Here is a 23,935-nt window from a genome sequence, read left to right on the forward strand (position 1 = left end):
GCCGCTTTCCCCCCAAGGAGAACCAGGATGGCTCTCAAGGTCGAACTGAAGCCCAACGAGCGGATCATCATCGGCACGGCCGTCATCCGCAACGGCGACACCCGCACGCGGCTCTTCATCGAAGGCGACGCGCCGATCCTGCGCGAAAAGGATGTCCTCACCGCGTCCACTGCCGATACTCCGGCCAAGAAGATCTATCTCGCGCTCCAGCTCATGTATCTCCAGGGAGATCTGAGCGCTTCCGAAAAGATTTACTTCCCGCTGGTACGTGAGTTCCTCGCAGCGGCCCCGAGCGCGCTGCCGCTGGTGGACGAGATGAACAGCCTCGTGCTCGACGGCGAGTCTTACAAGGCGCTGAAGGCCGCCAAGGGCCTCGTCGCCTACGAGAAGGAATTGATGTCGAATGCAGCACGCGGCAGCCAACGCCTACGCGCAGGCGGCGAAGTACGCGCAGCCGCCCCGTGAGCTCGAGGCGGCTCTGCTGCTGAAGGCGGCCTACCGGCTGCAGACCCTGGCCGACGATTGGAGCAAGGCGGGTACGGAACTCGCGCCGGCCCTCACCTATAACGGCCGCATCTGGTCGATCCTGGCGACCTCCGCGACGGAGCCCTCGAACCCGCTGCCGAGCGCGATCAAGCAGAACATCGCCCAGCTCGCGGTCGTGATCTTCCAGCGGATCTTCGACATCAGCGAGGAACCCGGCCCCGAGAAGCTCGGCCTCCTCATCCGCATCAACCGCGACGTCGCGGCCGGGCTGCGCGGGCAGGGCTGAGGGAGGACCGGCGGCTCACTCCCCGACCACGGCGAGGGTGAGCCAGAGGGCGGCGAGGGCGGGCTTTTCGCTGCCTTCGATCTCGACCGTGACGTCATAACCGAGCAGGAATTCGTTCGTTCGCCTGGGCTCCAGCCGCGCGAGCGTGAAGCGGCCGCGAACGCGCGCGCCTGTCCTGACCGGCGAGAGGAACCGCACACGCTCGAAGCCGTAGTTCACGCCCATGCGCCTGCCCGAAAGGGGAGGGAGGGCATCGAGCGCGAAGGCCGACAGCAGCGAGAGCGTCAGGAACCCATGCGCGATCGTGCCGCCGAAATCCGTCTCGGCGCGGGCTCGGGCCTCGTGCACATGGATGAACTGGTGGTCGCCCGTGACATGGGCGAAGGCATCGATATCCGCCTGCGTGACCTCGCGCCAAGCCGAAACCCCGAGTTCCTGGCCGAGGCGCCCCTCGAGTTCGCTGATCGTGATCATGAGCTTGGTCGGAACGGAGGCGCTCAGCCGGCCAGCCGGAAGCGCCGCTCCAGGTCGAGCGCCGCCCGGTACTCGCGGACGAGCCGCTCGACCAGCTCAGCAGCCGGCACCACGCCCTTCACGGCCCCGATGCCCTGGCCCGAGCCCCATACGTCGCGCCACGCCTTCACCTGCTTCCCGCTCTCGTCGCGTGCCCCGAAATCCATCTTGACCGCCTCGATCTGGCCGAGGGCGTTCGGATCGAGCCCGGCCGCCACGATGGAGGGGCGAAGATAATTGCCATGCACACCCGTGAACGCCGGCGAGTAGAGGATGTCCTCCGACGCGCTCTCGACGATCATCTGCTTGTAGCACGGCGGCGCATTGGCCTCCTCGGTCGCGATGAAGGCCGAGCCGACATAGCCGAAATCGGCGCCCAGGATCTCGGCGGCCCGGATGGCGCGGCCGGTCGCGATCGCGCCCGAGAGGGCGAGCGGGCCGTCGAACCACTCGCGGATCTCCTGGACGAGCGCGAAGGGCGAGATCGTGCCGGCATGGCCGCCCGCGCCCGCCGCAACTGCGATGAGCCCGTCCGCGCCCTTCTCGATCGCCTTGCGGGCGAAGGTCTGGTTGATGATGTCGTGCAGCGTGATGCCGCCCCAGGCATGGACCGCGTGGTTCACGTCCTCGCGTGCGCCGAGCGACGTGATGACGATCGGCACCCTGTAGCGGGCGCAGACCTCCAGGTCGCGCTCGAGGCGCGTGTTCGAGCGGTGGACGATCTGGTTCACGGCGAAGGGCGCAGCCGGGCGTTCGGGATGGGCGCGGTCATGCGCCGCGAGCTCCTCCGTGATCCGCGCCAGCCATTCGTCGAGCATCGATTCGGGCCGCGCATTGAGGGCCGGGAAGGAGCCGACCACCCCGGCCTTGCACTGCGCGATCACGAGGTCCGGGCTCGACACGATGAACATGGGCGAGGCGATCGCCGGGATCCGGAGCCGCCCGTCGAAGACGCGGCGCCAGTCGGCGGATGCGCGGCCTGCGGCCTCGTTGACTTCGCTTGCCAAGGTGCAATCCTCTCCCGCTGACGGAGGCGGCGCATGCCGACGATGAACATCGACCTGACCGCGGAACTTGCGGAATTCGTAGAACACGAAGTCCGCAGCGGACGCTACACCTCGGCCAGCGAACTCGTGCACGAGAGCCTGATCCTGCTCGAGCGCGAGAGGGAATACGAGGCGGAACGGGAACTGGCTCTGCGCGAGGCCGTGCAGGCCGGGATCGACCAGGCCGAACGCGGTATCTTCAGCGACCGCACGGTCAGCGACATCGCTGCCGAGGTCCTCAGAGAGAAGCAGGCCTAGCTTGCAGGCTCGCCTCACGCCGCTCGCAGACTTGGATGTCGCGGCAGCGTTGAGGAGTACGTTCGATCTGTTCGGGCCCCGGCAGGTCGCAACCTACACGGAGCTGATCGAGGCCGCGATATGCGATCTGGCCGTCGATCCCGAGCGAATCGGGTCCCGCCCAAGGCCGGAACTCGGCCGCGCAATGCGTTCCCTCCATCTGTCCCATGTGGCGGGCCGCCAGCGAGGAGCCCGTCACGAGATCTACTATCGGGTTCAGGCGGCGAAGGGCGGTCAGCCGGAACTCGTGATCATGCGCATCCTCCACGACGCCATGGACCCGGCAGGGCGAGTCAAGGCTGCGCTGCGGGGCGACCTCAGGCGATCGTGACGCCCCCGTCGGCCACGATAACCTGGCCGGTGATGAAGCTCGCCGCATCCGAAGCAAGGAACGCCGCGACCGGCGCGATCTCGTGCGGCTCGCCGATGCGCCGCAGCGGCGTCGCGGCGTTGCGCTCCGCCACGCGCGCCTCGTCCTCCCAGAGCGCCTTCGCAAAATCGGTCTTCACGAGGCCGGGCGCGATGCAGTTCACGCGCACGTTCTTCGGGCCCCATTCGACGGCGAGATTGCGGGCGAGCGCGAAATCCGCGGCCTTCGAGATGCCGTAGCCGCCGATGTTTTCCGTGCCGCGGAGGCCCGCGATCGAGGACACGATCACGATCGATCCGCCGCCGCGTTCGGCCATGCCGGGCAGGACGAGGCCGCAAAGCCAGAGGTTGGACTTCACGTTCGAGCCCATGATCTTGTCGAAGGCCTCGTCGGAGAGCGAGGCCATGGGCCCGTAGGTCGGGTTCACGGCCGCGTTGCAGACGAGGATGTCGACGCGCCCGAAGCGTTCGACCGTTCCCGCGACCAGCGCCTCGACCTCCGGCTTGCGGCCGATGTTGCAGGGAATCACCTGCGCCTCCCCGCCGGCGGCCCTGATCGCCTCGGCGACCGGCCGGCAGGCCTCCTCCTTGCGGCTCGACACCACGACCTTGGCGCCGAGCCGGCCGAAGAGCTCGGCCGTGGCACGCCCGATCCCGCGCGAGGAGCCGGTGATGATCGCGACCTTGCCGGTCAGGGAGAAAGGAGAGGTCATCTGGGCTCCATTGTCATGGCCGGGCTCGTCCCGGCCATACTGGTGCGTGAAGCGACCGGGCTCTTCCAACCGAGGCTGCCGGGACACGCCCGGCGATGACACCGAAGTGCTACCCCCGCGCAATTTCCCAGCCGCGCTCCGCCAGCAGCGTCGCGCGCTCCCCATGCGAGGTCGCGTCGGCCGAGGAGGCGTTGCCCTTCTTGCCGCGCGCGATGACCCCTTCGAGGATCACGGCGATCCGGAACAGCGAGAAGGCGAAATGGAACGGCGTGAGCGCGTCCTTCCGCCCCGTCTTCGCCATGTACCGGCTGACATATTCGTCCTGCGACGGGATGCCGAGCGCCTGGAGATCCAGGCCGCGCATACCGCGGAAGGCCTCGGGCGGGTTGATGTAGGGCAGGCAATTATAGGCGAGATCGGCCAGCGGATGGCCGAGGGTCGAGAGCTCCCAGTCCAGGATGCCGATCACGCGCGGCTCGGTGGCATGGAAGATCATGTTGTCGAGCCGGAAGTCGCCATGGCAGATCGCGGTGTCGTCGCTGTCCGGCACGTGCTCCGGCAGCCATTCGGCGAGCCTGTCGATCGCCGGGTTCTCGCGCGTGCGGGACTGCTCCCACTGCTTGGACCAGCGGCCGATCTGCCGGGCGAAGTAGTTGCCGGGCCGGCCGTAATCGGCGAGGCCGATCGCACGCCAATCCGCCATGTGCAGTCGGGCGAGGGCGTCGACCATGCCTTCGTAGATGCCGGCGCGCGCCTCGCGCGGCAGTTCGGGCAAGGTCGGCTCCCAGAAGATGCGGCCGCGCAGCCGCTCCATCAGGTAGAAGGGCGTGCCGATCACCTCGCGGTCCGGGCAGAACAGCACGGCGCGCGGCACCGGCACGTCCGTCTTCGCCAGGGCCTCGATCACGCGGTACTCGCGGTCGACCGCGTGCGCGGACGGCAGGAGCTCGCCCGGCGGCTGCTTGCGCAGGACGTATTCGCCCCTGTCCGTCACGACCAGGAAGGTCGGATTGGACTGCCCGCCGCGCATCTGGCGCAGCTCGACCAGCCTCTCGCCCAGCCGGTCGCCCAGGAGTTCGGCAAGCCGGGTCGTGTCGAAGCGATGCGCCTCCCGGACGGGGATCGTCTCGGAATCCGCCTCGTTTGCTGCGGGCCCTTCCGTCATGACTGGCCCGAGGACGGCGGGAAGCTCTCGCGAGGGCCGGTATTCGCGCCCTGGTGCTTCTTCAGCTCCATCTTGGCGACGGTTTCGCGATGCACCTCGTCCGGCCCGTCGGCGAAGCGCAGCGTCCGGGAATGGGCATAGGCCGCCGCGAGATGGAAGTCCTGGCTGAGGCCGCCGGCGCCGCAGACCTGCATGGCGCGGTCCACCACCGTGCAGGCGACGTTCGGGGCGACGACCTTGATCATGGCGATCTCGGCCCGGGCCGCCTTGTTGCCGACCGTATCCATCATGTGTGCGGCCTGGAGCGTCAGGAGCCGCGCCTGGTCGATCTGCATGCGCGATTCCGCGATCCAGTGGCGCGTCACGCCCTGGTCGGCGATCGACTTGCCGAAGGGGAAGCGCGACAGCGCGCGACGGCAGAGCGTCTCGAGCGCGCGCTCGGCGACGCCGATCGAGCGCATGCAATGGTGGATGCGCCCCGGGCCGAGCCTTCCTTGAGCGATCTCGAAACCGCGGCCCTCGCCGAGCAGGATGTTGGACTTCGGCACGCGCACGTTTTCGAAGACGATCTCGGCATGGCCGTGCGGCGCGTCGTCGTAGCCGAAGACGGTGAGCGGCCGGACGATGGTGATCCCGGGCGTGTCCATGGGGACGAGCACCATGGATTGCTGCCGGTGCTTCTCGGCATTCGGATCCGTCTTGCCCATCAGGATCGAGATCTTGCAGCGCGGGTCGGGCGCACCGGTGATCCACCACTTGCGGCCGTTGATGACGTAGTGGTCGCCGTCGGACCTGATCTCGGTCTGGATGTTGGTCGCGTCGGAGGAGGCGACCGCGGGTTCCGTCATGGCGAAGCAGGAGCGGATCTCGCCTTCCATCAGCGGCTTCAGCCAGCGCTCCTTCTGCGCCTCGGTGCCGTAGCGGATGATGGTCTCCATGTTGCCCGTGTCGGGCGCCGAACAGTTGAACGGCTCCGCCCCGATCGGCGAGCGGCCCATGATCTCGCAGATCTGGCCGTATTCGACGTTGGTCAGCCCGTCCGGATAGTGCTCCTTCGGCAGGAACAGGTTCCAGAGCCCCGCCGCCTTCGCCTTCCTCTTCAGCTCCTCCATGACCGGCGGGATGGTCCAGCGGTCGGAGGCCTTGTTCACGAAGTCCTCGTATTCGTGCTCGGCCGGATAGACATGCTCCTCCATGAAGGCCGCGACGCGGTCGCGCAGCTCCTCCGCGCGTGCGCTCATGGGGGGGATGGTCACGGTGCTCATGGGGATCAGGCCGCCTTGAAGAGGCCGCCGGCTTCGGCGACGCGAGAGAGGTGGTGGTCGGCATCGCCGAAGGCGGTGTCGATCATGGTCATGCGCTTGAAATAGTGCCCCACGGAATATTCCTGGGTCACGCCGACGCCGCCGTGCAGCTGGATCGCCTGCTGGCCCACGAAGCGGCCCGAGCGTCCGATCTGGACCTTCGCGGCCGACACGGCGTGCGAGCGCTCGGCCGGGTCGTCGGCGGCCGACATCATGGTGGCGTAGAAGGCCATGGAGCGCGCCTGCTCGATCATGACCACCATGTCGGCCGCCCGGTGCTGCAGCACCTGGAAGGAGCCGATCGGCACGCCGAACTGCTTGCGGGTCTTCATGTAGTCGACCGTCAGCTCGCGCATGCGGTCCATCACGCCGATTGCCTCCGCGCAGAGCGCTGCGATCGCCTCGTCGACGACGCGCTCCACCACGGGCAATGCGCCCTCCGGATTCCCGATCACTCCCTCTGGCCCGACCCGGACATTGTCGAAGGTGATCTCGGCTCCCCGCATCCCGTCCTGGGTAGGATAGCCGCGCCGGGAGACGCCGGGCGCCTTCGCGTCGACGAGGAATAGGCCGATACCCTTCCGATCGCGCTGCGAGCCGCCGGTGCGCGCCGTGACGAGAAGCTTGTCGGCCGAGTCGCCGTGCAGGACGACGCCCTTTTCGCCGTTCAGCACGAAACCCTCGCCGTCCTTCTTGGCCGTTGTCGATACGTCATGGAGGTCGTAGCGCGAGCCGCGCTCCACCTGCGCGAAGGCAAGGGTTAGCTCGCCGGCGGCCACCTTGGGCAGGAGCTCCGCCTGCTGCGCCTCGCTCGCGCCATGCCGGAGCAGCCCGCCGCCGAGGATGACCGTCGAGAGATAGGGCTCGACCACGATGCCGCGCCCGAACGCCTCCATGACGATCATGGTCTCGACGGCGCCGCCGCCGATCCCGCCATGTTCTTCGGCGAAAGGCACGGCGAGGAGCCCGAGTTCGGCGAATTGACGCCAGTTCTCGCGGCTATAACCGTCCGGCTCGGCGATGAACCCCTTCCGGCTCTCGAAATCGTAGCGATCGGCAATGAAGCGATCGACCGACTCCTTGAGGAGCCTCTGCTCTTCGGTCAGGTCGAAATCCAACTGCGTGCTCCGTTCAATTCGCGCGGTTGTACGGTGATCGCACATCCGGAGAGGCCGGGTTGCGAGCGCTCCACTCGCCGCGCAAAGCTGCGAGGATCGTGTCCAGGACGACGATCTTGCGTCGGTCGACATCCTGATTGGTGAAGCGGAGCACCTGATAACCCTCGCGCGACAAGAGCCTGTCCCGTTCTCGATCGGCAGCCTCGATAGCCGGATCGCGACCATGCTGCTCTCCGTCGAGCTCCACGATCAGGCGCTGCTTGAGGCAAGCGAAATCGACAACGTATCTCCCGATCGGAACCTGCCGGCGGAAGTGGAACCCCAGCGGTACGAGCACTTCCCGGATCCAGTTCCAGACCTTCACCTCGTGGCGCGTCATGCGGCGGCGCAAAGAACGTGAGACGCCGGCCGGAAGATCGGAGTGCGGGCGGCCCCGTGCCGCAAGAATGCGATCTGTTACGACCTCCGTTGATCCTCCCCCGGAGGGGGAGGTGGCAGGCGCGTCAGCGCCTGACGGAGGGGGACTGCCCACCCGGCGTGCCCCACCCCGGCTCGGCTTCGCCGACTCGGCCCTCCCCTCCGGGGAGGGATCAACGCCGCGTGTGCTCCCGCCGCTCGTCACAGCCCCAAAATCGCCTTGGCGATGATCTGGCGCTGGATCTCGTTCGATCCGCCATAGATCGAGACCTTGCGCCAGTTGAAGTAGGTCGGCGCGACGGAGGCGGCCCAGTCGGGCCCGATCGGCGGCTCGTTGGAGAGAGGCGCGTCCTCACCTTCCGGCTCCGGCACGTAGGGGAGAGCGTAGGGGCCGACGACGTCCAGAAGGAGTTCGGTCGTCATCTGCTGGATCTCCGAGCCCTTGATCTTCAGCACGGAGGAGGCCGGATCGGGCTTGCCCTTCTCGCGCGTGCGCTCGGCGGCGATCACGCGGAGCTGGGTCATCTCGAGCGCCTTGAGCTCGATCTCGGCGGCCGCAAGCTTTTCCCGGAACCGCGGATTGCGGATCATCGGCTCCTCGCCGATGCGCTCGATGGAGGCGAGTTCGCGGATGCGGCGGAGGCGCTCCTTCGAGACGCCGACGCGGGCGATGTTGGTGCGCTCGTTCCCGAGCAGGAACTTGGCGTAATCCCAGCCCTTGTTCTCCTGCCCGACGAGGTTCTCCACCGGCACCTTCACGTCGTCGAAAAACACCTCGTTCACTTCGTGCCCGCCGTCGAGCAGCTCGATCGGCCGCACGGTGATGCCCGGCGTCTTCATGTCGATCAGCAGGAAGGAGATGCCCTCCTGCTTCTTGGCCGTCGGATCGGTGCGGACGAGGCAGAAGATCCAGTCGGCATGCTGGGCGAGCGTCGTCCAGGTCTTCTGGCCGTTCACGACATAGTGGTCGCCGTCCCGCACGGCGCGCGTCTTGAGCGAGGCGAGGTCGGAGCCGGAGCCCGGCTCGGAGAAGCCCTGGCACCACCAATCGTCGAGGTTGGCGATGCGCGGCAGGAAGTGCTTCTTCTGCGCCTCGTTGCCGAAGGTGTAGATGACGGGCCCGACCATGTTGACGCCGAAGGCGAGCGGCGCGGGAGCAGGAAAAGCCTGAAGCTCCTCGAGGAAGATGTACTGGCGTACGGGGTCCCAGCCCGTGCCGCCGTATTCGACAGGCCAGTGCGGCACCCCCCAGCCATGCCTGTTGAGGGTACGGGTCCAGTCCACCAGCTCCTGCTTGGTGAAATGGCGGCCGGCGACGAGCTTTTCCCGCAGCTTCGGATCCAGGTTGTCGCGGAAGAAGGCGCGCACCTCCTCCCGGAACGCGTTTTCCTCCGGCGTGAAGCGCAGATCCATTCCCTCGTCTCCTCCGCGTGAGCCGCGGCCGACTTGAGCCGGCCCCTTCTCGGCCGGCGAACCTCGCGCCGGCTCAATGCCTCATCAGCGCACGCGTTGCCAGAGGCCGCCCGCCGGCTCAAGCATCGCGTCCTTGCCGCCCGTCTTCCGGCCGCCGAGCGTCGTCTCGTAGAAGCGCTCGATGGCGAGCTTCCCCGAGAGCACGCGCGGCGACCTCTCGTCGGGGAAGAAGACGTAGACCTCCTCGTCCGAGTGGGCGGAATACTTCTCCTGGTCGCCGTGCAGCACCATCGGCCGGCCGAAACGCCGGTTCACGTAGTTCTGCACGTCGAAGAGCTCCTTCGAGCGAACATGCTTCTCGCCGAGCCGGGTCTCGGTGACGAAGATCGTGTCGAGCGGGTTGTCGACGTTGACGATCGCATACAGGTCGTAATCGCCGTGTATGTACGTCGCGGCAGTGATGAGAGAGCCGGACGAGAACATCACGCAGCCGAAATGGATATGGTCCGGGTCCATCTGGACGCCGTATTGTCCGCCTTGCGGGTAGAAGGTCTTCGTCGGGCGCCCGTCCGGGCCGTAGATCCCGGCGGCGACCTTCGGAGCGAATTTCCCCCATTCCTCGACCGCCTTGGCGTGCTTGCCGCCCTTGAAGGCGGCGAAGCCAACCATGTTCGGATCGACCACGAGGCCGGCCGTCTTATAGAGGCGGCCGTTGAGGATGACGTCGAGGTCAGCTGTCTTCGCCTTGCAGTCGAGCCGCTTGGCGGAATAGCCCTCCTTGCTCATGTAGGGCAGCGAATGCGGGTTCGTGGCCCGCACCAGGATATAGACCTCGAACCAGCGCGCGGCTTCTGCGAACACCGCAGCATCCTCGTCGCGCATTCCGGCGAGCGCGCTCGGGCAAAGGCTTGAGGTCATGACCGTTCCCCCTCGGATGGTACTCGAGGGAGATGATGCGTTGGCGCGGCGCTGCCTGGCGTGCGCGGGCTCACGAGCCGTCTTCCGCCGGTGCATCCGGGAGGATCAAGCGGCACCCCGCCGCGCGGCGGCATCGGCGGCCTTCTTCCGCTCCTCGTCCCGGAGTTCGAGCTTCGACAGCTTGCCGATGGCGGTCCGCGGCAGGGCGGGCCGGATCTCGAGCGCCTGCGGCATCTCGTGGCGGCCGAGCTTGTCCTTCAGGAAGGCCTGCAACTCCTCGAGGCCGAACGAGGCCGCGCCGGCGCGGAGCTTCACGAAGGCCTTGGCGCTCTCGCCGCGGTACGGATCGGGTATCCCGACCACAAGGCATTCCTCGACGGCCGGGTGCTCGTAGATCGCCTGCTCGATCATCTGCGGGTAGACGTTGAAGCCGCCCGAGATGATCATGTCCTTCTTTCGGTCGACGATGAAGAAGAACCCGTCCTCATCCATGTAGCCGATGTCGCCGGTGAGGAACCAGCCGTCGACGAAAGCCGCCTTCGTCTCCTCCGGACGGTTCCAGTAGCCCTGCGTGACGTTCGGGCCGCGGATCCGGAGCTCGCCGACCTCGCCCGGCGGGAGCGTCTTCGAAGGATCCTGGAGCGAGCAGACGTCCATCTCGACACCTGGGAGCGGCAGGCCGATCGTGCCCGGCTTGGTCGGCCCGGCGGAAAGCCGGTTCGTCCCCGCGGGCGAGGTCTCCGTCATGCCCCACCCACCCACGAGCCTGTGTCCGGTGAGTCGCTCGAACCGGTCCGCCACCTCGACCGGAAGGGGCGCACCGCCCGAGCCGCAATAGGCCAGCGAGGAGAAGTCGCGCGTCTCGATCCCCGGGACGGCCGAGAGCGCGATCCACATGGTCGGCACGCCCGGGAAATGGGTGATGCGGCCGATCTCGATATCCCTGAGCGTCTGCTCCACGTCGAAGCGCGTCCGCAGCGCGATCTCGGCCCCGCGCTTCAATCCGCGAAGAAGAATCGTGGTGAGCGCATAGATGTGGAAAAGCGGCAGGACGCAGAGGATCTTGTCGTGCTCGGTCCGGTCCTGCGGCAGGGCGCCGAACCAGTTCGAATACATGGAGACGGCCGCCGTCAGGTTCGCGTGCGTCAGGATCGCGCCCTTCGGCATGCCCGTCGTGCCGCCCGTGTATTGCAGGAGCGCGATGTCCTCCGGCCTGATCTCGGGCGGGCTTGGGGGCGGGCCGCCCTCGGCCGTGAAGGACGCGAAGGTCGCGACCCGAGGACGCTCGCCGATCGGCGTCGGCGCGACCGGCGAGGGGCCCCAATGCGCGTCGTCGCCGACGACGAGCAGGTCGATCAGCCCGGTTTCGAGCAGCTTCTCGGCGCGCTCGTACATCCCGCCGATATTCGTCGTGACGATGACGCGGGCTCCGGAATCCTTCAGCTTGTGCGCGAGCTCGCGCTCGGCGTCGAGCGGTGACAGATGGACGACCCGCGCCCCGCTCATCGTGCCGCCGAAGAAGGCCAGCGGGTGATAGGGCGTATTGGGAAGATAGAGCGCGACGGAGTGGCCGCGGCCGATCCCGGCGCGCGTAAAGGCGCCGGCCGCGATCTCGGCACCCGCCAGCAGTTCCGCATAGGAGATCGTCCGGCCGCGGAACTCGATGGCGGTCTTCGGCCCGTAGGTGGCGGCTGCCTCGCGGAGCAGCGCCGGGACCGTGGATATCTCCACCGGCGCGTCCCATGAGAGGCCGGGCGGATAGGACTTCTCCCAGGCGAAGGGACGAGTGTTCACGCCCATCCTCTGCGGCAAAACCTGCGCATCGCTTCCTCACGTGACGGTTGCACCCGTTCTGATGCGGGTCTTGAGACAGATCATTATGCCCCGGCCGCCCCAAATCCAAGCGGTCGCGCTGCGACTTTCGCGAGCATGCAAGCGGCGGGTCTCGACCGGGCTTGTGCGGCGCCCGGCCGGGCGCGATATGGGCCGCAAGACGCCGTCCCTTCGACCGGCGGCACCCGGGAGAGAGCCCATGCGCGAAGCCGTCATCGTGTCCACCGCCCGCACGCCGATCGGCAAGGCCTATCGCGGCGCCTTCAACGACACGCAGGCGCAGGCTCTTGGCGGCCATGCGATCCGCGAGGCGGTTTCGCGCGCCGGGATCGAGCCGGGCGAGGTCGAGGACGTGGTCATGGGCGCGGCGCTGCAGCAGGGCTCGACCGGCGGCAATATAGCTCGCCAGGCCGCCCTCCGGGCAGGGCTGCCGACCAGCGTCGCCGGACAGAGCATGGACCGGCAATGCGCCTCGGGCCTGATGGCGATCGCGACCGCTGCCAAGGAGATCGTGGTCGACGGCATGCAGGTCGCGGTCGGCGGCGGGCTCGAATCGATCTCGCTGGTCCAGAACGAGCACCAGAACCGCTGGCGCGCCGCCGACCCCTGGCTGGTGGACCGCGTCCCGCAGCTCTACATGACCATGCTGGAGACCGCCGAGATCGTGGCCGACCGCTACGGCGTCTCGCGCGAGGCGCAGGACGAGTACGCGCTGCAGTCGCAGCGGCGAACGGCCGAGGCGCAGGATGCCGGGCGCTACAGGGACGAGATCGTCCCGGTCACGGCCGCCATGATCGTGACCGACAAGGCGACCGGCGAGACCTCCACGCGCGAGGTCACGCTCGACAAGGACGAGGGCAACCGGCCGCAGACCCGGCTCGAGGATCTCGAGAAGCTGCAGCCCGTCTTCAAGAACGGCCAGCGCGTGAAGGAGGGCCGCTTCATCACGGCCGGCAATGCCTCGCAGCTTTCCGATGGCGCATCGGCCTGCGTCCTGATGGAGGCCAAGGAGGCCGAGCGCCGCGGCCTCACGCCGCTCGGCGCCTACCGGGGCATCGCGGTCGCGGGCTGCGACCCGGACGAGATGGGGATCGGGCCCGTCTTCGCGGTGCCGAAGCTCCTCAAGCAGCATGGGCTGACGGTGGACGACATCGACCTTTGGGAGCTCAACGAGGCCTTCGCCTGCCAGGTTCTCTATTGCCGCGACAAGCTTGGCATCCCGAACGACAAGCTCAATGTCGACGGCGGCGCGATCTCGATCGGCCACCCCTACGGCATGTCAGGCGCCCGGATGACGGGCCACATCCTCATCGAGGGCAAGCGCCGCGGCGCCAGGTATGGCGTGGTCACCATGTGCGTGGGCGGCGGCATGGGCGCGGCGGGGTTGTTCGAGATTTTCTGAGGAGGGCAGTCAACGCAACCATATGGTTGCGATTCATGATTGCTCCTGGTAGGTCATCACGCAACCGACAGGTTGCTGATGACAGACGCCATCCAGAAGACGATCGAGATCAAGGCTCCGGTCGAGCGCGTCTGGGGGGCGCTGACGGATCATGAGGAGTTTGGAGCCTGGTTCAGGGTGAGACTCGACGGGCCGTTCGTGGTGGGCGGGATGTCCCGCGGGCGGATGACCTATCCGGGCTACGAGAACTATCCCTGGGACGCCCGCGTGCTGGTCATGGATGCCCCGCGTCTCTTCGCGTTCGAATGGCCGCATATCGAGGCGCCGGACGAAGATCCGGATCGGGCCGCCTGGACGCGGGTCGAATTCCGACTGGAGCCGACGCCCGCCGGAACGCGGCTCACGGTGACTGAGTCCGGCTTCGACGCCCTGCCGCCCGATCGCCGCGTCGAGTTCATGCGCCGCAACGAGGGCGGCTGGGCCATTCAGCTCGAGAACATCAAGGCGCATGTCGCGGGCTGACCGGCATTGTTCCGCTCCGGACGCGGCTGCGCTGTTCGCGGCACTCGGGGACGAGACGCGGCTGGCCCTGGTGTCGGAGCTGAGCGATGGCCGGGACCACTCCATCGCCAGGCTTTCGGCCGACAAGGCGCTGAGTCGGCAGGCCGTAACAAGGCACCTTCGGGTACTGGAAGCGGCGGGACTGGTCAGCAGCATCCGCATTGGCCGCGAAAGCCGTTTCAGGCTGACGCCCGAGCCTCTCGGGGAGATTCGCTCGTACCTGGACCGTGTCTCGGCCCATTGGGATGAGGCGCTCGGTCGCCTCAAGCTGCTTGTCGAAGGGCCCGCAGGGGAAGGTTGAGCCGCTACGCTCCTCCCTTGCCCCCGCCCCGATCCTCCCGATACACGCCTCCCCAGAACAGCCATTCAATTTGGGAGGCAGCGACGTGGCCGACACTCAATCCGGCGTGACCGATCTCAAGGTCGAGGACGGGATCGCCATCGTCACGGTGAACAACCCGCCGGTGAACGCGCTCGGCGCCGCCGTGCGCGACGGGGTGGCGGCGCGGATGCGAGAAGCGGCAGCGGACCCAGCCACAGAGGCTGTGGTCCTGATCTGCGCCGGCCGCACCTTCTTCGCGGGCGCCGACATCACCGAGTTCGGCAAGCCGCCCAAGGGCATCCCGCTTGGCGAGCTCGTGACCCTGATCGAGGACATGCCGAAGCCGGTCGTCGCGGCCATCCACGGCACTGCCCTCGGCGGCGGGCTCGAGATGGCGCTGGGCTGTCATTACCGTGTTGCGGTCCCATCGGCGCGCGTCGGCCTGCCCGAGGTGAAGCTCGGCATCCTGCCCGGCGCGGGCGGCACGCAGCGGCTCCCGCGCATTGTCGGGGTGGAGCGGGCGCTGGAGATGATCACCTCCGGCGAACATGTCCCGGCGCCGAAGGCCAAGGAGGCCGGGCTCATCGACGAGCTCGCGCCGGAGGAGGGCCTGCGCCAGGCGGCGCTCGATTTCGCCAAGCGCCTCGTCGCCGAAGGAAAGGGGCCCCGGAAGGTCCGCGACCTGTCCGACAAGGTTGAGGCCGCGCGCGGCAAGCCCGAGGTCTTCGCCGATTTCGCCAAGGCGAATGCGCGCAGGTTCCGCGGCTTCGAGGCGCCTGCCGCCTGCATCGAGGCGGTCAAGGCGGCGGTCGAGCTGCCCTTCGAGCAGGGCATCGCGAAGGAGCGCGATCTCTTCCTGAAGCTCGTCGCCGGCACCCAGTCGAAGGCCCAGCGCTACGTGTTTTTCGCCGAGCGCGAGGTGCGCAAGATCCCCGACCTGCCGGACGACACGCCGACCCTCCCCGTCAACTCCGTCGGCATCATCGGCGCGGGCACGATGGGCGGCGGCATCGCCATGAACTTCCTGAATGCCGGCATCCCGGTGACGATCGTCGAGATGAAGCAGGAGGCGCTCGACCGCGGCCTCTCGGTCATCCGCAAGAACTACGAGGCGAGCGCGGCCAAGGGCCGCCTCAAGCCGGAGGATGTCGAAAAGCGCATGTCCCTCATCACGGGCACGCTCGACTTCGAGGCGCTCTCGACGCCCGATCTCGTCATCGAGGCGGTCTACGAGAACATGGACATCAAGAAGGACGTGTTCCGCCGCCTCGACAAGATCGCCAAGCCCGGCGCGATCCTGGCCTCCAACACCTCCTACCTGAACGTCGACGAGATCGCCTCGGTCACCAGCCGGCCGGAGAGCGTCATCGGCATGCACTTCTTCTCGCCGGCGAACGTGATGAAGCTGCTGGAGGTTGTGCGCGCCGAGAAGGCGTCGAAGGAGGTCGTCGCCACCGCCGTCAAGCTCGCGCCGAAGATCGGCAAGATCGGCGTGCTGGTCGGCGTCTGCTACGGCTTCGTGGGCAACCGCATGCTCGCCGAGCGCCAGCGCGAGGCGAACCGGCTCGTCGAGGAGGGCGCGATGCCGTGGGACGTGGACCGCGTCCTCTACGAGTTCGGCCTCCCCATGGGGCCATTCGCGATGAGCGACCTCGCGGGGCTCGACATCGGCTGGTCGCGCGAGACCTCCAAGGGCGAGACGCTGCGCGAGAAGCTCTGCGAGATGGACCGCCGCGGTCAGAAGACCGGGGCGGGCTTCTACGACTACGACGCGAACCGGAAGGCGACGCCCTCGCCGATCGTCGAGCAGATGGTGCTCGACCATTCGAAGCAGAAGGGCATTACGCGTCGGCAGATTTCCGATGCCGAGATCCTGGAACGTCTGATCTATCCGATGATCAACGAGGGCGCGAAGATCCTGGAGGAGGGCAAGGCGATCCGGGCCTCCGACATCGACATGGTCTGGATCAACGGCTACGGCTGGCCCGTCTATCGCGGCGGTCCCATGTTCTATGCCGACACGGTGGGGCTCGAGAACGTGCTCGCCCGCATGGAGCAATGGGAGCGCGAGATCGGCCCCGAGTTCAGGCCGTCGGATCTCCTCCGCCGCAAGGTCGAGGCCGGCGAGACATTTACGGGCGCGGCGTAGCAGGCGGTGTCATGGCCGGGCCTGTCCCGGCCAATGTTCCCGACGTCGGTCATGTTGAGAAAGGCGCGGAGCGCCGTCTCGAAACACGCTCCCTGTCATTCCCGGCCGAAGGCGGCGGAGCCGCCGGAGGGGAAGGGAATCCAGGACGCCGCGGGCTTTCGGGGCTGGATCCCCTTCCCGCCTGCTGCGCAGGCGCCGGGGACGACAAAGTGCAGCGGGGCGGCCCCACGCTTGTCATGGTCGGGCTCGACCCGACCATCCAGGGTGTGGGCCGTTGGAGCCGGTTGTCCGCTCATGCAGCTTCCACCTTCGGCGGCAGCGGAAAGAGCGTCGCGAAGCGCTCGAACAGCGCCCGGTCGCCCTCGATCGCGAGTGCGCCGCTCCCGATCAGCGCGTCCAGCGGCACGCCGCCATAGACCGCGCCGGCAACCGCGGGCGGCGTACCCGTGACGATCGCCTGTGCGCCCGAAACCGTGCCGCGCGCCACCTCGACGCCGTTCTCGGTCACCGTCACGAGGTAGTCCGTCTCGCCGAAGCGGAAGCCGATTCGTGCCGAGAACGCCTGCGCCCGTGACGGATCGAACATCGTCCTGAACGACAGGAAGAGCGAGGTCGCGCTGAGCGGCAGGCTCGGGTCGTGCGTCGGCGAGCGCGCCGCCCAGCGACCGAGCGCCTGGAAGATCGGCTCGCTCTCGTAACCCCAGGGCGTCAGCTCGTAGACCTGCACGGAAGCGGGCGGCGGGAGCTTCCGCCGCACGAGGATCCCGGCCTTCTCCAGTCCCTCGAGCCGCTGCGTCAGGACGTTCGCGCTGATCCCGGGCAGGTCGGCCCTGAGCTCGCCGAAGCGCTTCGGGCCCAGCATCAGCTCGCGCATCACCAGCAGCGCCCAGCGCTCGCCGACGAGGTCGAGCGCATGCGCGGCCCCGCAGGCATCGTCATAGTGCCGCTTCGGGATTACCCTGCTTTCGGTTATTTTTTCTGACTTCATGGTTGCATGATATAACTGAATGGGCTACGGTCAAGCATCAACAGGGGAGAAGGCGCCGATGGCCAAACTGATCTTCGTGAACCTGCCCGTGACCGATCTGAAGCGGTCTGTCGCGTTCTATGAGGCCGTCGGCGCGACGAGGAACCCGCAATTCAGCGACGACACGGCAGCCTGCATGGTCTTCTCCGAAACGATCCACGCCATGCTGCTGACGCACGACAAGTGGCGGCAATTCACGACGAAGCCGATCCCGGACGCGCATGTTACGGCGCAGGTGCTGATCTGCCTCTCGGAGGACACGCGTGACGGCGTCGACGCAACGGTCGGCAAGGCCGGGTCTGCCGGCGGCAGGCTCGATCCGACCCCGACCCAGGATTTCGGCTTCATGTATGGCCGCTCCTTCGAGGATCCGGACGGCCACATCTGGGAGGTGATGTGGATGGATGTCGAGGCCGCCAAGACCGCCATGTGCGGTGACCAGCAGGCCGCCTGAGCGGCCTGGGACAAAGAACGGATCAGGAGGGGCGACGATGCGCGTGATGGTCCTGGTGAAGGCCACGACGGACAGCGAGGCGGGGCTGATGCCCTCGGCCGAGCTGCTGGACGCCATGGGGAAGTACAACGAGGAGCTCGTGAATGCCGGCATCATGCAGAGCGGCGACGGCCTGAAGCCGTCGAGCCACGGCAAGCGGATCGCGTTCGACGGTGCGAGCCGCACCGTCATCGATGGGCCGTTCGCGGCGACGGGCGAGCTCGTGGCCGGGTTCTGGATCTGGAACGTCAGGGACATGGACGAGGCGGTGGCGTGGGCGAAGCGCTGCCCCAACCCCATGCCTGGCCCGAGCGAGCTCGAGATCCGGCCATTCTACGAAATGGAGGATTTCGGAGAGACTCTGACACCGGAGGTCACCGAGTTGCTCGACCGGACGCGAGCAAAGCTGGCCGGGCACTAGGCATCGCAAACAATCGGGAGGAAGCGAGAATGAGCTATGTCGAGGGCTTCGTGCTGGCTGTGCCCGCTGCGAACAAGGAGAGCTTCCGCACAATGGCCGAGACGGCAGGCCAGGTCTTCCTGGACCATGGCGCGACCCGCGTCGTGGAATGCTGGGGCGACGATGTCCCGGACGGCAAGCTGACCGACTTCAAGAGGGCCGTGAAGGCGGAGGACGGCGAGGTCGTCGTGTTCTCCTGGATCGAGTGGCCATCCAAGGAAGCGCGCTACACCGGCCAGAAGAAGGTCATGGAGGATCCGCGCATGAGGATGGGCGGCGACATGCCGTTCGATGGCAAGCGCATGATCTATGGCGGGTTCATGCCGATCGTCTCTTTCGGGAGGTGAGGCAGTGGCCGCCATCACGCCCTGCCTCTGGTTCGACGGCGTCGCCGAGGAGGCGGCCCGGTTCTATGCCGGACTCGTTCCCGACAGCCGCGTCGACCGCGTCAACCGCTCGCCGGCAGATACGCCCTCCGGTCCTGCCGGCTCGGTCCTGACCGTGGAGTTCACCTTGCGGGGCCAGCCGTTCCTCGGCCTGAACGGCGGGCCGCTCTTCAAGTTCAACGAGGCGGTCTCTTTCATCCTCGATTGCGAGGACCAGGCGGAGGTCGACCGATACTGGGATGCGCTCGGAGAGGGTGGCGAGCCGGGCCCGTGCGGCTGGCTCAAGGACCGTTACGGCCTCTCCTGGCAGGTGGTGCCGCGCGAGGCTATCGACATGTTGCGCGATCCCGATCAGGCGCGCGCCGGCCGCGTCATGACCGCGATCATGGGCATGGGGAAGCTCGACCTCGCCGAGCTCCGGCGCGTCTACAAGGGTGGCGCATGAACCTCGCCCTCTACGCGCACCCGTTCTCGTCCTACTGCCGGAAGGTCCTGGTTGCCCTCTGCGAGAATGAGACGCCGTTCACCTATCGGGTGCTCGGACCGGAGGATCCGGGGCTTTCGACAAGATGCGTGAGCTCTGGCCCATCGGCAAGTTTCCCCATCCTCGCCGACGGCGGCCGGACGATGGCCCCGTCCAGCATCATCATCGAGCGTCTCGGGTTTCCGGCTGATCCGGCCCGGCACAGGGAACCGTCCCGTACGACCGTCGTTCAGCTAGGCTCAGGAGGAAGGGACGGAATGAAGAAACTTCTGCTCGCGGCGCTGCTCGGACTCGGTCTGGTTGGCGGGGTAGCGACCGTCGGAACACCCACGCCCGCCATGGCGCAGGGCAAGATCTATTACGGCCCGGGCGGCCCCGGCTACGGCTCCGCCTACCGTCCTTACCGGCCAGGCTATCGCGGGCGCTACGTGGCGCCGCGTCCCTATGGTTATCGCCGGGGCTATTCGGGACCGCGCCGGGGCTATCACGGTCCGCGTCACTACTACCGCCGGTAACCCGCCCGGTGCCCGGCGGCTCGATCGGGGACAGTCCCATCGCCGAGCTGCGTGACAACGAGCCGATCAAGCAGCGCCATCCGGCGGTGTAGCGACAACAGAGCGCCCGACGCCTCTTACCGGCATCCGTCGCGCGCCGCCGGCGCTCGCGTCGCGGCTGGGGGGCGAGGCTCGTCAGCCGATCCCGCCTGCCGATGAGTACCCGCCGAACTCCTCCAGCAGGCTCGCGGCAGCCTGGGCCACCTCGTCCAGAACGGGCGAGGCGAGGCCTCGATCGGCGACGAGGAAGAAGGTCTCGATGCCGAGCGGCACGAACGCGAGGCCGAGCGCGTCCGCCGCCGCGCGGACACCGAGCCCGGCATCCGCGCCTCCGGCCGCCACGGTTGCGGCGACCGCCTGGTGGGTGAATTCCTCGCTCGCATATCCGACGATGGAACGGGGATCGAGGCCTTCCCCCGCCAGCATCCGGTCGAGCCAGGCTCGCGTGCCGGAATCCCGCTGGCGATTGATCAGGCGGGCCCGCTTCCGCACGAGATCGGCCAGCGAGGCGATCCCGAGCGGGTTGCCTCTGCCCAGGATGAGCCCCTGCTCGCGCCGGAAGATCGGCCTCGCGCTCCATCGAGCCGCCAGGGAGGGATCGGGTTCGGCGCCGCCGAAATGGCAGCCTGCGACATCGACATCGCCGGCTGCGAGGCGCCGGAGAGCGGCCTCGCTCCCCGTGACCGCCACATCCACGTCGGTGCGTCCGGACAGCACTCGCGCGAGGAGCGGATCGTGGCTCGTCGCGATCCGAAGAGGCCGAACCCTCGTCTCCGCAAGCGACGCGAGCCCTGCCTCAAGAAGGCTCTGCTCCGCCTCCAGCGCGGCCGCGAGCCGTGCCCGCGATGTCGAGAGCGCCTCCCGCAGTTCCCGGCCGAACGGGGTGAGAGCCGTGCCGTGCCCCTTCGTCTTCACCACGACATTGCGGCCGAGGTTCTTCTCGATCGTGCGCAGCCGATCCCAGGCCGACCGGTAGGAGAGGCCCAGACCTTCGGCTGCCCCGCGCAACGTCCGGCGCTCGGAGATGCCTTCCAACAGCGCAAGGGTCTCCGGGATCGCAAGCTCGCCGCCTGAAACGACAAGCGATCCGGCAAATTCCAGCCGCGCCCGCATATGCAGCATGTCTCATATTGATGATGGTCGACACTCCATAACATATGCCTGTCATGATGGAGAGCCTCGGCCAGGCGGTCCTGCTCGTCGGTACCCTCGATCGAGAGGTCGCGGCGATCGCTCTCCTGTCGCTGCGGGTGAGCCTCACGGCGGTCTTCCTCGGCTGCCTCGTCGGCGTACCGCTCGGCGCGTTCCTCGGCGTCACGCGCTTTCCGGGCCGTGGCGTGGTCGTGGCGGTGCTCAACGCCTTCATGGGCCTGCCGGCCGTGGTCGTCGGCCTCCTCGTCTACCTGCTGCTGTCGCGGTCCGGGCCGCTTGGCGGGCTCGGGCTTCTGTTCACGCCGGGCGCCATGATCGTCGCCCAGACGCTGCTGGTCACGCCGCTGATCGCCGCGCTCGTGCGCCAGATCGTCGAAGATGCCGACCGCGAACTCGGGGAGCAGCTCCGTTCCCTCCGCCTCGGAAGCTGGCGGCGCGCCTTCGTACTCGTCTTCGATACCCGCTTCTCGCTCGTCGTCGCGACGCTGGCCGCCTTCGGGCGGGCCGTCTCGGAGGTCGGCGCCGTGCTCGTGGTCGGCGGCAACATCGCCGGCTTCACCCGCACCATGACGACCGCGATCTCGCTCGAGACTCAAAAAGGCGACCTGCCGCTCGCGCTTGCGCTGGGGCTCGTCCTCATCGGCATCGTACTTGCGGTGAACGGCCTCGCCTCGACGGTCAGGGCCGCCGCCATGCGGGCCTATGGATGATGGCCGTGACGCCGATCGTCATCTCCGGCCTGGTCTTCCGTCGCGGCGGACGGGCCGTGCTCGACGGCCTGACGGCCTCGATCGCCGCGACGGGGATCACCGCCATCGTGGGCCCCAACGGTGCCGGCAAGAGCGTGACGCTCCGCATTCTCGACGGCCTGCTCCAGCCGGATGCCGGCGAGGTCCGGTTCGGCCGCGGGGCGGGGGCGGACGTTCGCCGTGCGCTCGTCTTCCAGCGCCCGGCCCTGATCCGGGCGAGCGTCGAGGCGAATGTCGCCCTCGGTCTCGCCGCCGCAGGCTCCGGACTGGGGCGAGCCGCCCGGCGGGAGCGGATCGCGGCTGCGCTCCACCGCGTCGGCCTCGGGGACCGCGCCCGGGATCCGGCCCGGAAGCTGTCCGGCGGCGAGCAGCAGCGCCTCGCGCTCGCGCGCGCCCTGGTGGGCGGGCCCGACCTGCTTCTTCTGGATGAGCCGACGGCCAATCTCGATCCTGGCGCGACCGAGGCCATCGAGGAGTTGGTCCGCGGCGAGGCGGCGGCCGGCACGAAGGTGATCCTCGTCTCGCACAATCTCGGCCAGGTCGCCCGTCTCGCCGACGACCTGCTGGTCCTCGACAGGGGCCGCGCCGTCGAGCACGGGCCGGCCCAGGCCGTCCTACAAGCCCCGAGAACGGCCGAGGCTCGGGCCTACCTCAAAGGAGAATTGCCATGGACCGCATTCGCCGCAGCTTGATCGCGCTCGCATTGCTGTTCCTCGGGACCGCCGCCGTCCCGGCCCAGGAGCAGCGTTCCATCACGGTCGCGTCGACCACCTCGACCGAGCAGTCCGGCCTCTTCGGCCACCTTCTGCCGCGCTTCACACAGAAGACCGGGATCCAGGTCAAGGTGGTGGCGCTCGGGACGGGCCAGGCTCTCGATGTCGGCCGGCGGGGCGACGCGGACGTGGTCTTCGTTCACGACCGGGCCGCCGAGGAGAAATTCGTCGGCGAGGGCTTCGGCGTGAAGCGGCTCGAGGTCATGTACAACGACTTCGTGCTCGTCGGGCCGAAGGACGACCCGGCCAAGGCGGCCGGCAAGGACGTGCTCGAAGGTCTGCGCCGGATCGCGGCTGCGAAGGCGCCGTTCGTCTCGCGGGGGGACAGGTCGGGGACGCACGCGGCCGAGCTGCGATACTGGAAGGACGCCGGCATCGACATCGCGGCCGCCAGGGGCGAGTGGTACCGGGAGATCGGGCAGGGAATGGGTCCGGCGCTCAACACGGCCTCTGCCCAGAACGCCTATGTGCTGGCCGATCGCGGCACCTGGCTGTCGTTCAAGAACCGCGGCGACCTTGCGATCCTGGTCGAAGGGGATCGCCGCCTCTTCAACCAGTACGGCGTGATGCTCGTGAACCCGGCCAAGCACCCGCATGTCAAAGCCCAGGAGGGACAGGCCTTCATCGATTGGCTCGTCTCGCCGGAAGGGCAGGCGGCCATCGCGGACTACAAGATCGGCGGGGAGCAACTGTTCTTCCCGAACGCCGCGCCGGCAGGGCGGGCGTGAGGGCGTTTCTGCTGGCGGCGGCGGTGCTCGGGGCCGCGCTCGCACCGGCACGCGCCGAGCCCGTGCTGCTCCATGCCGCCGGAAGCCTGCGCGAGGCGATGGGCGAGGCGACCCGCGCCTTCGAGGCCGGTCCGGGCGGCGCGCCCGTGTCCTCGCGGTTCGGACCGTCGGGCCTGCTCCGGGACGAGATCGCGGGCGGAACCAAGGCGGAGGTCTTCGCCTCCGCGAACATGGAACATCCGCTTTCGCTGACGCGGTCCGGCCGAGCCGGGCCGACGGTGCTCTTCGCCCGTAACCGGCTCTGCGCCCTCGTCCGGCCCGGTCTTGCGGTCACGACCGAGACCCTGCTGGACCGCATGCTCGATCCTTCCGTGAAGCTCGGCACCTCGACGCCCGGTGCGGATCCCTCGGGCGACTATGCCTGGCTGGCCTTCCGGCGGGCGGAAGCGGCGCGCCGTGGAAGCCGTGCCGCGCTCGAGGCCAAGGCGCTGCGCCTCACGGGCGGCCCGGACAGCCCGAAGCCCCCGCCGGACCGCTCCCTCTACGGGCTGATCGTGGGGAAGGGGGATGCCGACATATTCCTCACCTACTGCACGAACGCCGCGCTCGCCTTGCGCGAGGTGCCCGGCGCGAGTTCGGTCCAGCTGCCCGAGGAAATCGCGGTCGGGGCCGATTACGGCCTGACCGTGATGCGCGGCGCCTCCGAGGCCGCCTACGGCCTTGCCCTTTTCATCCTCTCCCCCGATGGGCAGGCCATTCTCGCCCGGCACGGATTTACAACCGTCGGAGCCCCGGCCGAGGCAGGCAACTGATCCGA

At 68.1% G+C, this 23,935-nt stretch carries 29 protein-coding genes and 1 pseudogene; 18 read left to right on the forward strand and 12 right to left on the reverse strand.

The window, feature by feature from the left end; translation table 11 throughout:
• Positions 1-27 precede the first annotated feature (27 nt).
• Both flbT and flaF read left to right on the forward strand, forming a co-directional pair.
• Positions 28-465, forward strand: a complete 438-nt coding sequence (flbT, locus tag HJG44_RS20275; RefSeq protein ID WP_171220161.1) for a flagellar biosynthesis repressor FlbT — start codon at positions 28-30, stop codon at positions 463-465.
• Positions 404-772, forward strand: a complete 369-nt coding sequence (flaF, locus tag HJG44_RS20280) for a flagellar biosynthesis regulator FlaF (protein ID WP_171220162.1) — start codon at positions 404-406, stop codon at positions 770-772. The genes flbT and flaF overlap by 62 nt, the downstream gene beginning before the upstream one ends.
• 15 nt (positions 773-787) lie before the next feature.
• Here flaF and HJG44_RS20285 read toward each other — a convergent pair whose 3' ends face one another.
• Together HJG44_RS20285 and HJG44_RS20290 are read right to left on the reverse strand one after the other, a co-directional pair.
• A complete protein-coding gene (locus HJG44_RS20285; RefSeq protein WP_171220163.1) occupies positions 788-1,246 on the reverse strand; it encodes a MaoC family dehydratase in 459 nt (152 codons plus the stop codon).
• Positions 1,247-1,269: 23 nt separating this feature from the next.
• Positions 1,270-2,196 carry an NAD(P)H-dependent flavin oxidoreductase gene (locus HJG44_RS20290; protein ID WP_171220385.1) on the reverse strand — a complete coding sequence of 309 codons (927 nt, stop codon included), beginning with the start codon at positions 2,194-2,196 and terminating at the stop codon, positions 1,270-1,272.
• A 129-nt stretch (positions 2,197-2,325) separates the two neighbouring features.
• Here HJG44_RS20290 and HJG44_RS20295 point away from each other — a divergent pair, with 129 nt between their 5' ends.
• Together HJG44_RS20295 and HJG44_RS20300 are read left to right on the forward strand one after the other, a co-directional pair.
• Positions 2,326-2,589 (forward strand): type II toxin-antitoxin system ParD family antitoxin, encoded by a 264-nt coding sequence (locus tag HJG44_RS20295; RefSeq protein ID WP_171220164.1) that lies wholly within the window; start codon positions 2,326-2,328, stop codon positions 2,587-2,589.
• 1 nt (position 2,590) lies between these two features.
• Positions 2,591-2,959: a type II toxin-antitoxin system RelE/ParE family toxin gene (locus tag HJG44_RS20300; protein ID WP_281411553.1), complete on the forward strand. Its 369-nt coding sequence runs from the start codon at positions 2,591-2,593 to the stop codon at positions 2,957-2,959.
• Here HJG44_RS20300 and HJG44_RS20305 read toward each other — a convergent pair.
• The 8 genes from HJG44_RS20305 to pimA form a co-directional block, all read right to left on the reverse strand.
• Positions 2,946-3,710: an SDR family NAD(P)-dependent oxidoreductase gene (locus tag HJG44_RS20305; RefSeq protein ID WP_171220166.1), complete on the reverse strand. Its 765-nt coding sequence runs from the start codon at positions 3,708-3,710 to the stop codon at positions 2,946-2,948. The two genes, HJG44_RS20300 and HJG44_RS20305, sit on opposite strands and share 14 nt — an antisense overlap.
• 109 nt (positions 3,711-3,819) lie before the next feature.
• Positions 3,820-4,875 (reverse strand): phosphotransferase family protein, encoded by a 1,056-nt coding sequence (locus HJG44_RS20310; protein WP_171220167.1) that lies wholly within the window; start codon positions 4,873-4,875, stop codon positions 3,820-3,822.
• A complete protein-coding gene (locus tag HJG44_RS20315) occupies positions 4,872-6,116 on the reverse strand; it encodes an acyl-CoA dehydrogenase (RefSeq protein ID WP_246736389.1) in 1,245 nt (414 codons plus the stop codon). Before HJG44_RS20315 ends, HJG44_RS20310 begins: the two co-directional genes overlap by 4 nt.
• Positions 6,117-6,145: 29 nt before the next feature.
• Complete coding sequence (locus tag HJG44_RS20320; protein WP_171220169.1) at positions 6,146-7,297, reverse strand: acyl-CoA dehydrogenase family protein; 1,152 nt, start codon at positions 7,295-7,297, stop codon at positions 6,146-6,148.
• A gap of 13 nt (positions 7,298-7,310) precedes the next feature.
• The gene (locus tag HJG44_RS24310; protein ID WP_346767226.1) at positions 7,311-7,919 is read right to left on the reverse strand and encodes an endonuclease domain-containing protein; all 609 of its coding nucleotides are present in this window, start codon (positions 7,917-7,919) and stop codon (positions 7,311-7,313) included.
• A complete protein-coding gene (gene pimC, locus HJG44_RS20330; RefSeq protein WP_171220171.1) occupies positions 7,916-9,127 on the reverse strand; it encodes a pimeloyl-CoA dehydrogenase large subunit in 1,212 nt (403 codons plus the stop codon). The genes HJG44_RS24310 and pimC overlap by 4 nt, the downstream gene beginning before the upstream one ends.
• 84 nt (positions 9,128-9,211) lie before the next feature.
• Entirely contained in the window at positions 9,212-10,045 is an 834-nt protein-coding gene (locus HJG44_RS20335) for a hypothetical protein (protein ID WP_171220172.1), read from the reverse strand.
• Between the two features lie 105 nt (positions 10,046-10,150).
• A complete protein-coding gene (gene pimA, locus HJG44_RS20340) occupies positions 10,151-11,839 on the reverse strand; it encodes a dicarboxylate--CoA ligase PimA (RefSeq protein ID WP_346767227.1) in 1,689 nt (562 codons plus the stop codon).
• Between the two features lie 238 nt (positions 11,840-12,077).
• Here pimA and HJG44_RS20345 point away from each other — a divergent pair, with 238 nt between their 5' ends.
• The 4 genes from HJG44_RS20345 (at position 12,078) to HJG44_RS20360 (ending at position 16,312) form a co-directional block, all read left to right on the forward strand.
• Positions 12,078-13,280, forward strand: a complete 1,203-nt coding sequence (locus HJG44_RS20345) for an acetyl-CoA C-acyltransferase (protein WP_171220174.1) — start codon at positions 12,078-12,080, stop codon at positions 13,278-13,280.
• Between the two features lie 78 nt (positions 13,281-13,358).
• A complete protein-coding gene (locus HJG44_RS20350) occupies positions 13,359-13,802 on the forward strand; it encodes an SRPBCC family protein (RefSeq protein WP_171220175.1) in 444 nt (147 codons plus the stop codon).
• Positions 13,789-14,142 carry an ArsR/SmtB family transcription factor gene (locus HJG44_RS20355; RefSeq protein ID WP_171220176.1) on the forward strand — a complete coding sequence of 118 codons (354 nt, stop codon included), beginning with the start codon at positions 13,789-13,791 and terminating at the stop codon, positions 14,140-14,142. The genes HJG44_RS20350 and HJG44_RS20355 overlap by 14 nt, the downstream gene beginning before the upstream one ends.
• Before the next feature lie 85 nt (positions 14,143-14,227).
• On the forward strand, positions 14,228-16,312 hold the full coding sequence (locus tag HJG44_RS20360; RefSeq protein ID WP_346767228.1) for a 3-hydroxyacyl-CoA dehydrogenase NAD-binding domain-containing protein: 2,085 nt from the start codon (positions 14,228-14,230) through the stop codon (positions 16,310-16,312).
• Positions 16,313-16,604: 292 nt separating this feature from the next.
• Here HJG44_RS20360 and HJG44_RS20365 read toward each other — a convergent pair whose 3' ends face one another.
• Positions 16,605-17,300: a winged helix-turn-helix transcriptional regulator gene (locus tag HJG44_RS20365; protein WP_171220178.1), complete on the reverse strand. Its 696-nt coding sequence runs from the start codon at positions 17,298-17,300 to the stop codon at positions 16,605-16,607.
• 58 nt (positions 17,301-17,358) lie between these two features.
• Here HJG44_RS20365 and HJG44_RS20370 point away from each other — a divergent pair, with 58 nt between their 5' ends.
• From HJG44_RS20370 to HJG44_RS20395, 6 genes and pseudogenes are all read left to right on the forward strand, one after another.
• A complete protein-coding gene (locus HJG44_RS20370; protein WP_171220179.1) occupies positions 17,359-17,793 on the forward strand; it encodes a VOC family protein in 435 nt (144 codons plus the stop codon).
• A gap of 37 nt (positions 17,794-17,830) precedes the next feature.
• Positions 17,831-18,253 (forward strand): YciI family protein, encoded by a 423-nt coding sequence (locus HJG44_RS20375; protein WP_171220180.1) that lies wholly within the window; start codon positions 17,831-17,833, stop codon positions 18,251-18,253.
• 29 nt (positions 18,254-18,282) lie between these two features.
• The gene (locus tag HJG44_RS20380; protein ID WP_171220181.1) at positions 18,283-18,639 is read left to right on the forward strand and encodes a DUF1428 domain-containing protein; all 357 of its coding nucleotides are present in this window, start codon (positions 18,283-18,285) and stop codon (positions 18,637-18,639) included.
• Between the two features lie 4 nt (positions 18,640-18,643).
• Complete coding sequence (locus HJG44_RS20385; RefSeq protein ID WP_171220182.1) at positions 18,644-19,123, forward strand: VOC family protein; 480 nt, start codon at positions 18,644-18,646, stop codon at positions 19,121-19,123.
• Positions 19,120-19,326, forward strand: a pseudogene (locus HJG44_RS20390) (glutathione S-transferase N-terminal domain-containing protein); the annotation flags it as partial. The gene HJG44_RS20385 and the pseudogene HJG44_RS20390, both read left to right, overlap by 4 nt.
• A 93-nt stretch (positions 19,327-19,419) precedes the next feature.
• Positions 19,420-19,677: a hypothetical protein gene (locus HJG44_RS20395; RefSeq protein WP_171220387.1), complete on the forward strand. Its 258-nt coding sequence runs from the start codon at positions 19,420-19,422 to the stop codon at positions 19,675-19,677.
• A 174-nt stretch (positions 19,678-19,851) separates the two neighbouring features.
• On the opposite strand, the gene HJG44_RS20400 is transcribed toward HJG44_RS20395, so the two are convergent.
• Positions 19,852-20,838, reverse strand: a complete 987-nt coding sequence (locus HJG44_RS20400; protein ID WP_171220183.1) for a substrate-binding domain-containing protein — start codon at positions 20,836-20,838, stop codon at positions 19,852-19,854.
• A 44-nt stretch (positions 20,839-20,882) separates the two neighbouring features.
• On the opposite strand from HJG44_RS20400, the gene HJG44_RS20405 reads away from it, so the two are divergent.
• Genes HJG44_RS20405 through HJG44_RS20420 form a run of 4 tightly spaced genes read left to right on the forward strand, consistent with a single transcriptional unit; the run spans position 20,883 to position 23,930 of the window.
• On the forward strand, positions 20,883-21,578 hold the full coding sequence (locus HJG44_RS20405) for an ABC transporter permease (RefSeq protein ID WP_171220389.1): 696 nt from the start codon (positions 20,883-20,885) through the stop codon (positions 21,576-21,578).
• Entirely contained in the window at positions 21,578-22,309 is a 732-nt protein-coding gene (locus HJG44_RS20410; RefSeq protein ID WP_171220391.1) for an ATP-binding cassette domain-containing protein, read from the forward strand. The genes HJG44_RS20405 and HJG44_RS20410 overlap by 1 nt, the downstream gene beginning before the upstream one ends.
• Positions 22,285-23,118, forward strand: a complete 834-nt coding sequence (locus HJG44_RS20415) for an ABC transporter substrate-binding protein (protein WP_171220184.1) — start codon at positions 22,285-22,287, stop codon at positions 23,116-23,118. Before HJG44_RS20410 ends, HJG44_RS20415 begins: the two co-directional genes overlap by 25 nt.
• Positions 23,115-23,930, forward strand: a complete 816-nt coding sequence (locus HJG44_RS20420) for a molybdate ABC transporter substrate-binding protein (protein WP_171220185.1) — start codon at positions 23,115-23,117, stop codon at positions 23,928-23,930. Before HJG44_RS20415 ends, HJG44_RS20420 begins: the two co-directional genes overlap by 4 nt.
• The last annotated feature ends 5 nt before the right edge of the window (positions 23,931-23,935 follow it).

The organism is Enterovirga aerilata (genome assembly GCF_013044135.1).
Lineage (GTDB): Bacteria > Pseudomonadota > Alphaproteobacteria > Rhizobiales > Beijerinckiaceae > Enterovirga > Enterovirga aerilata.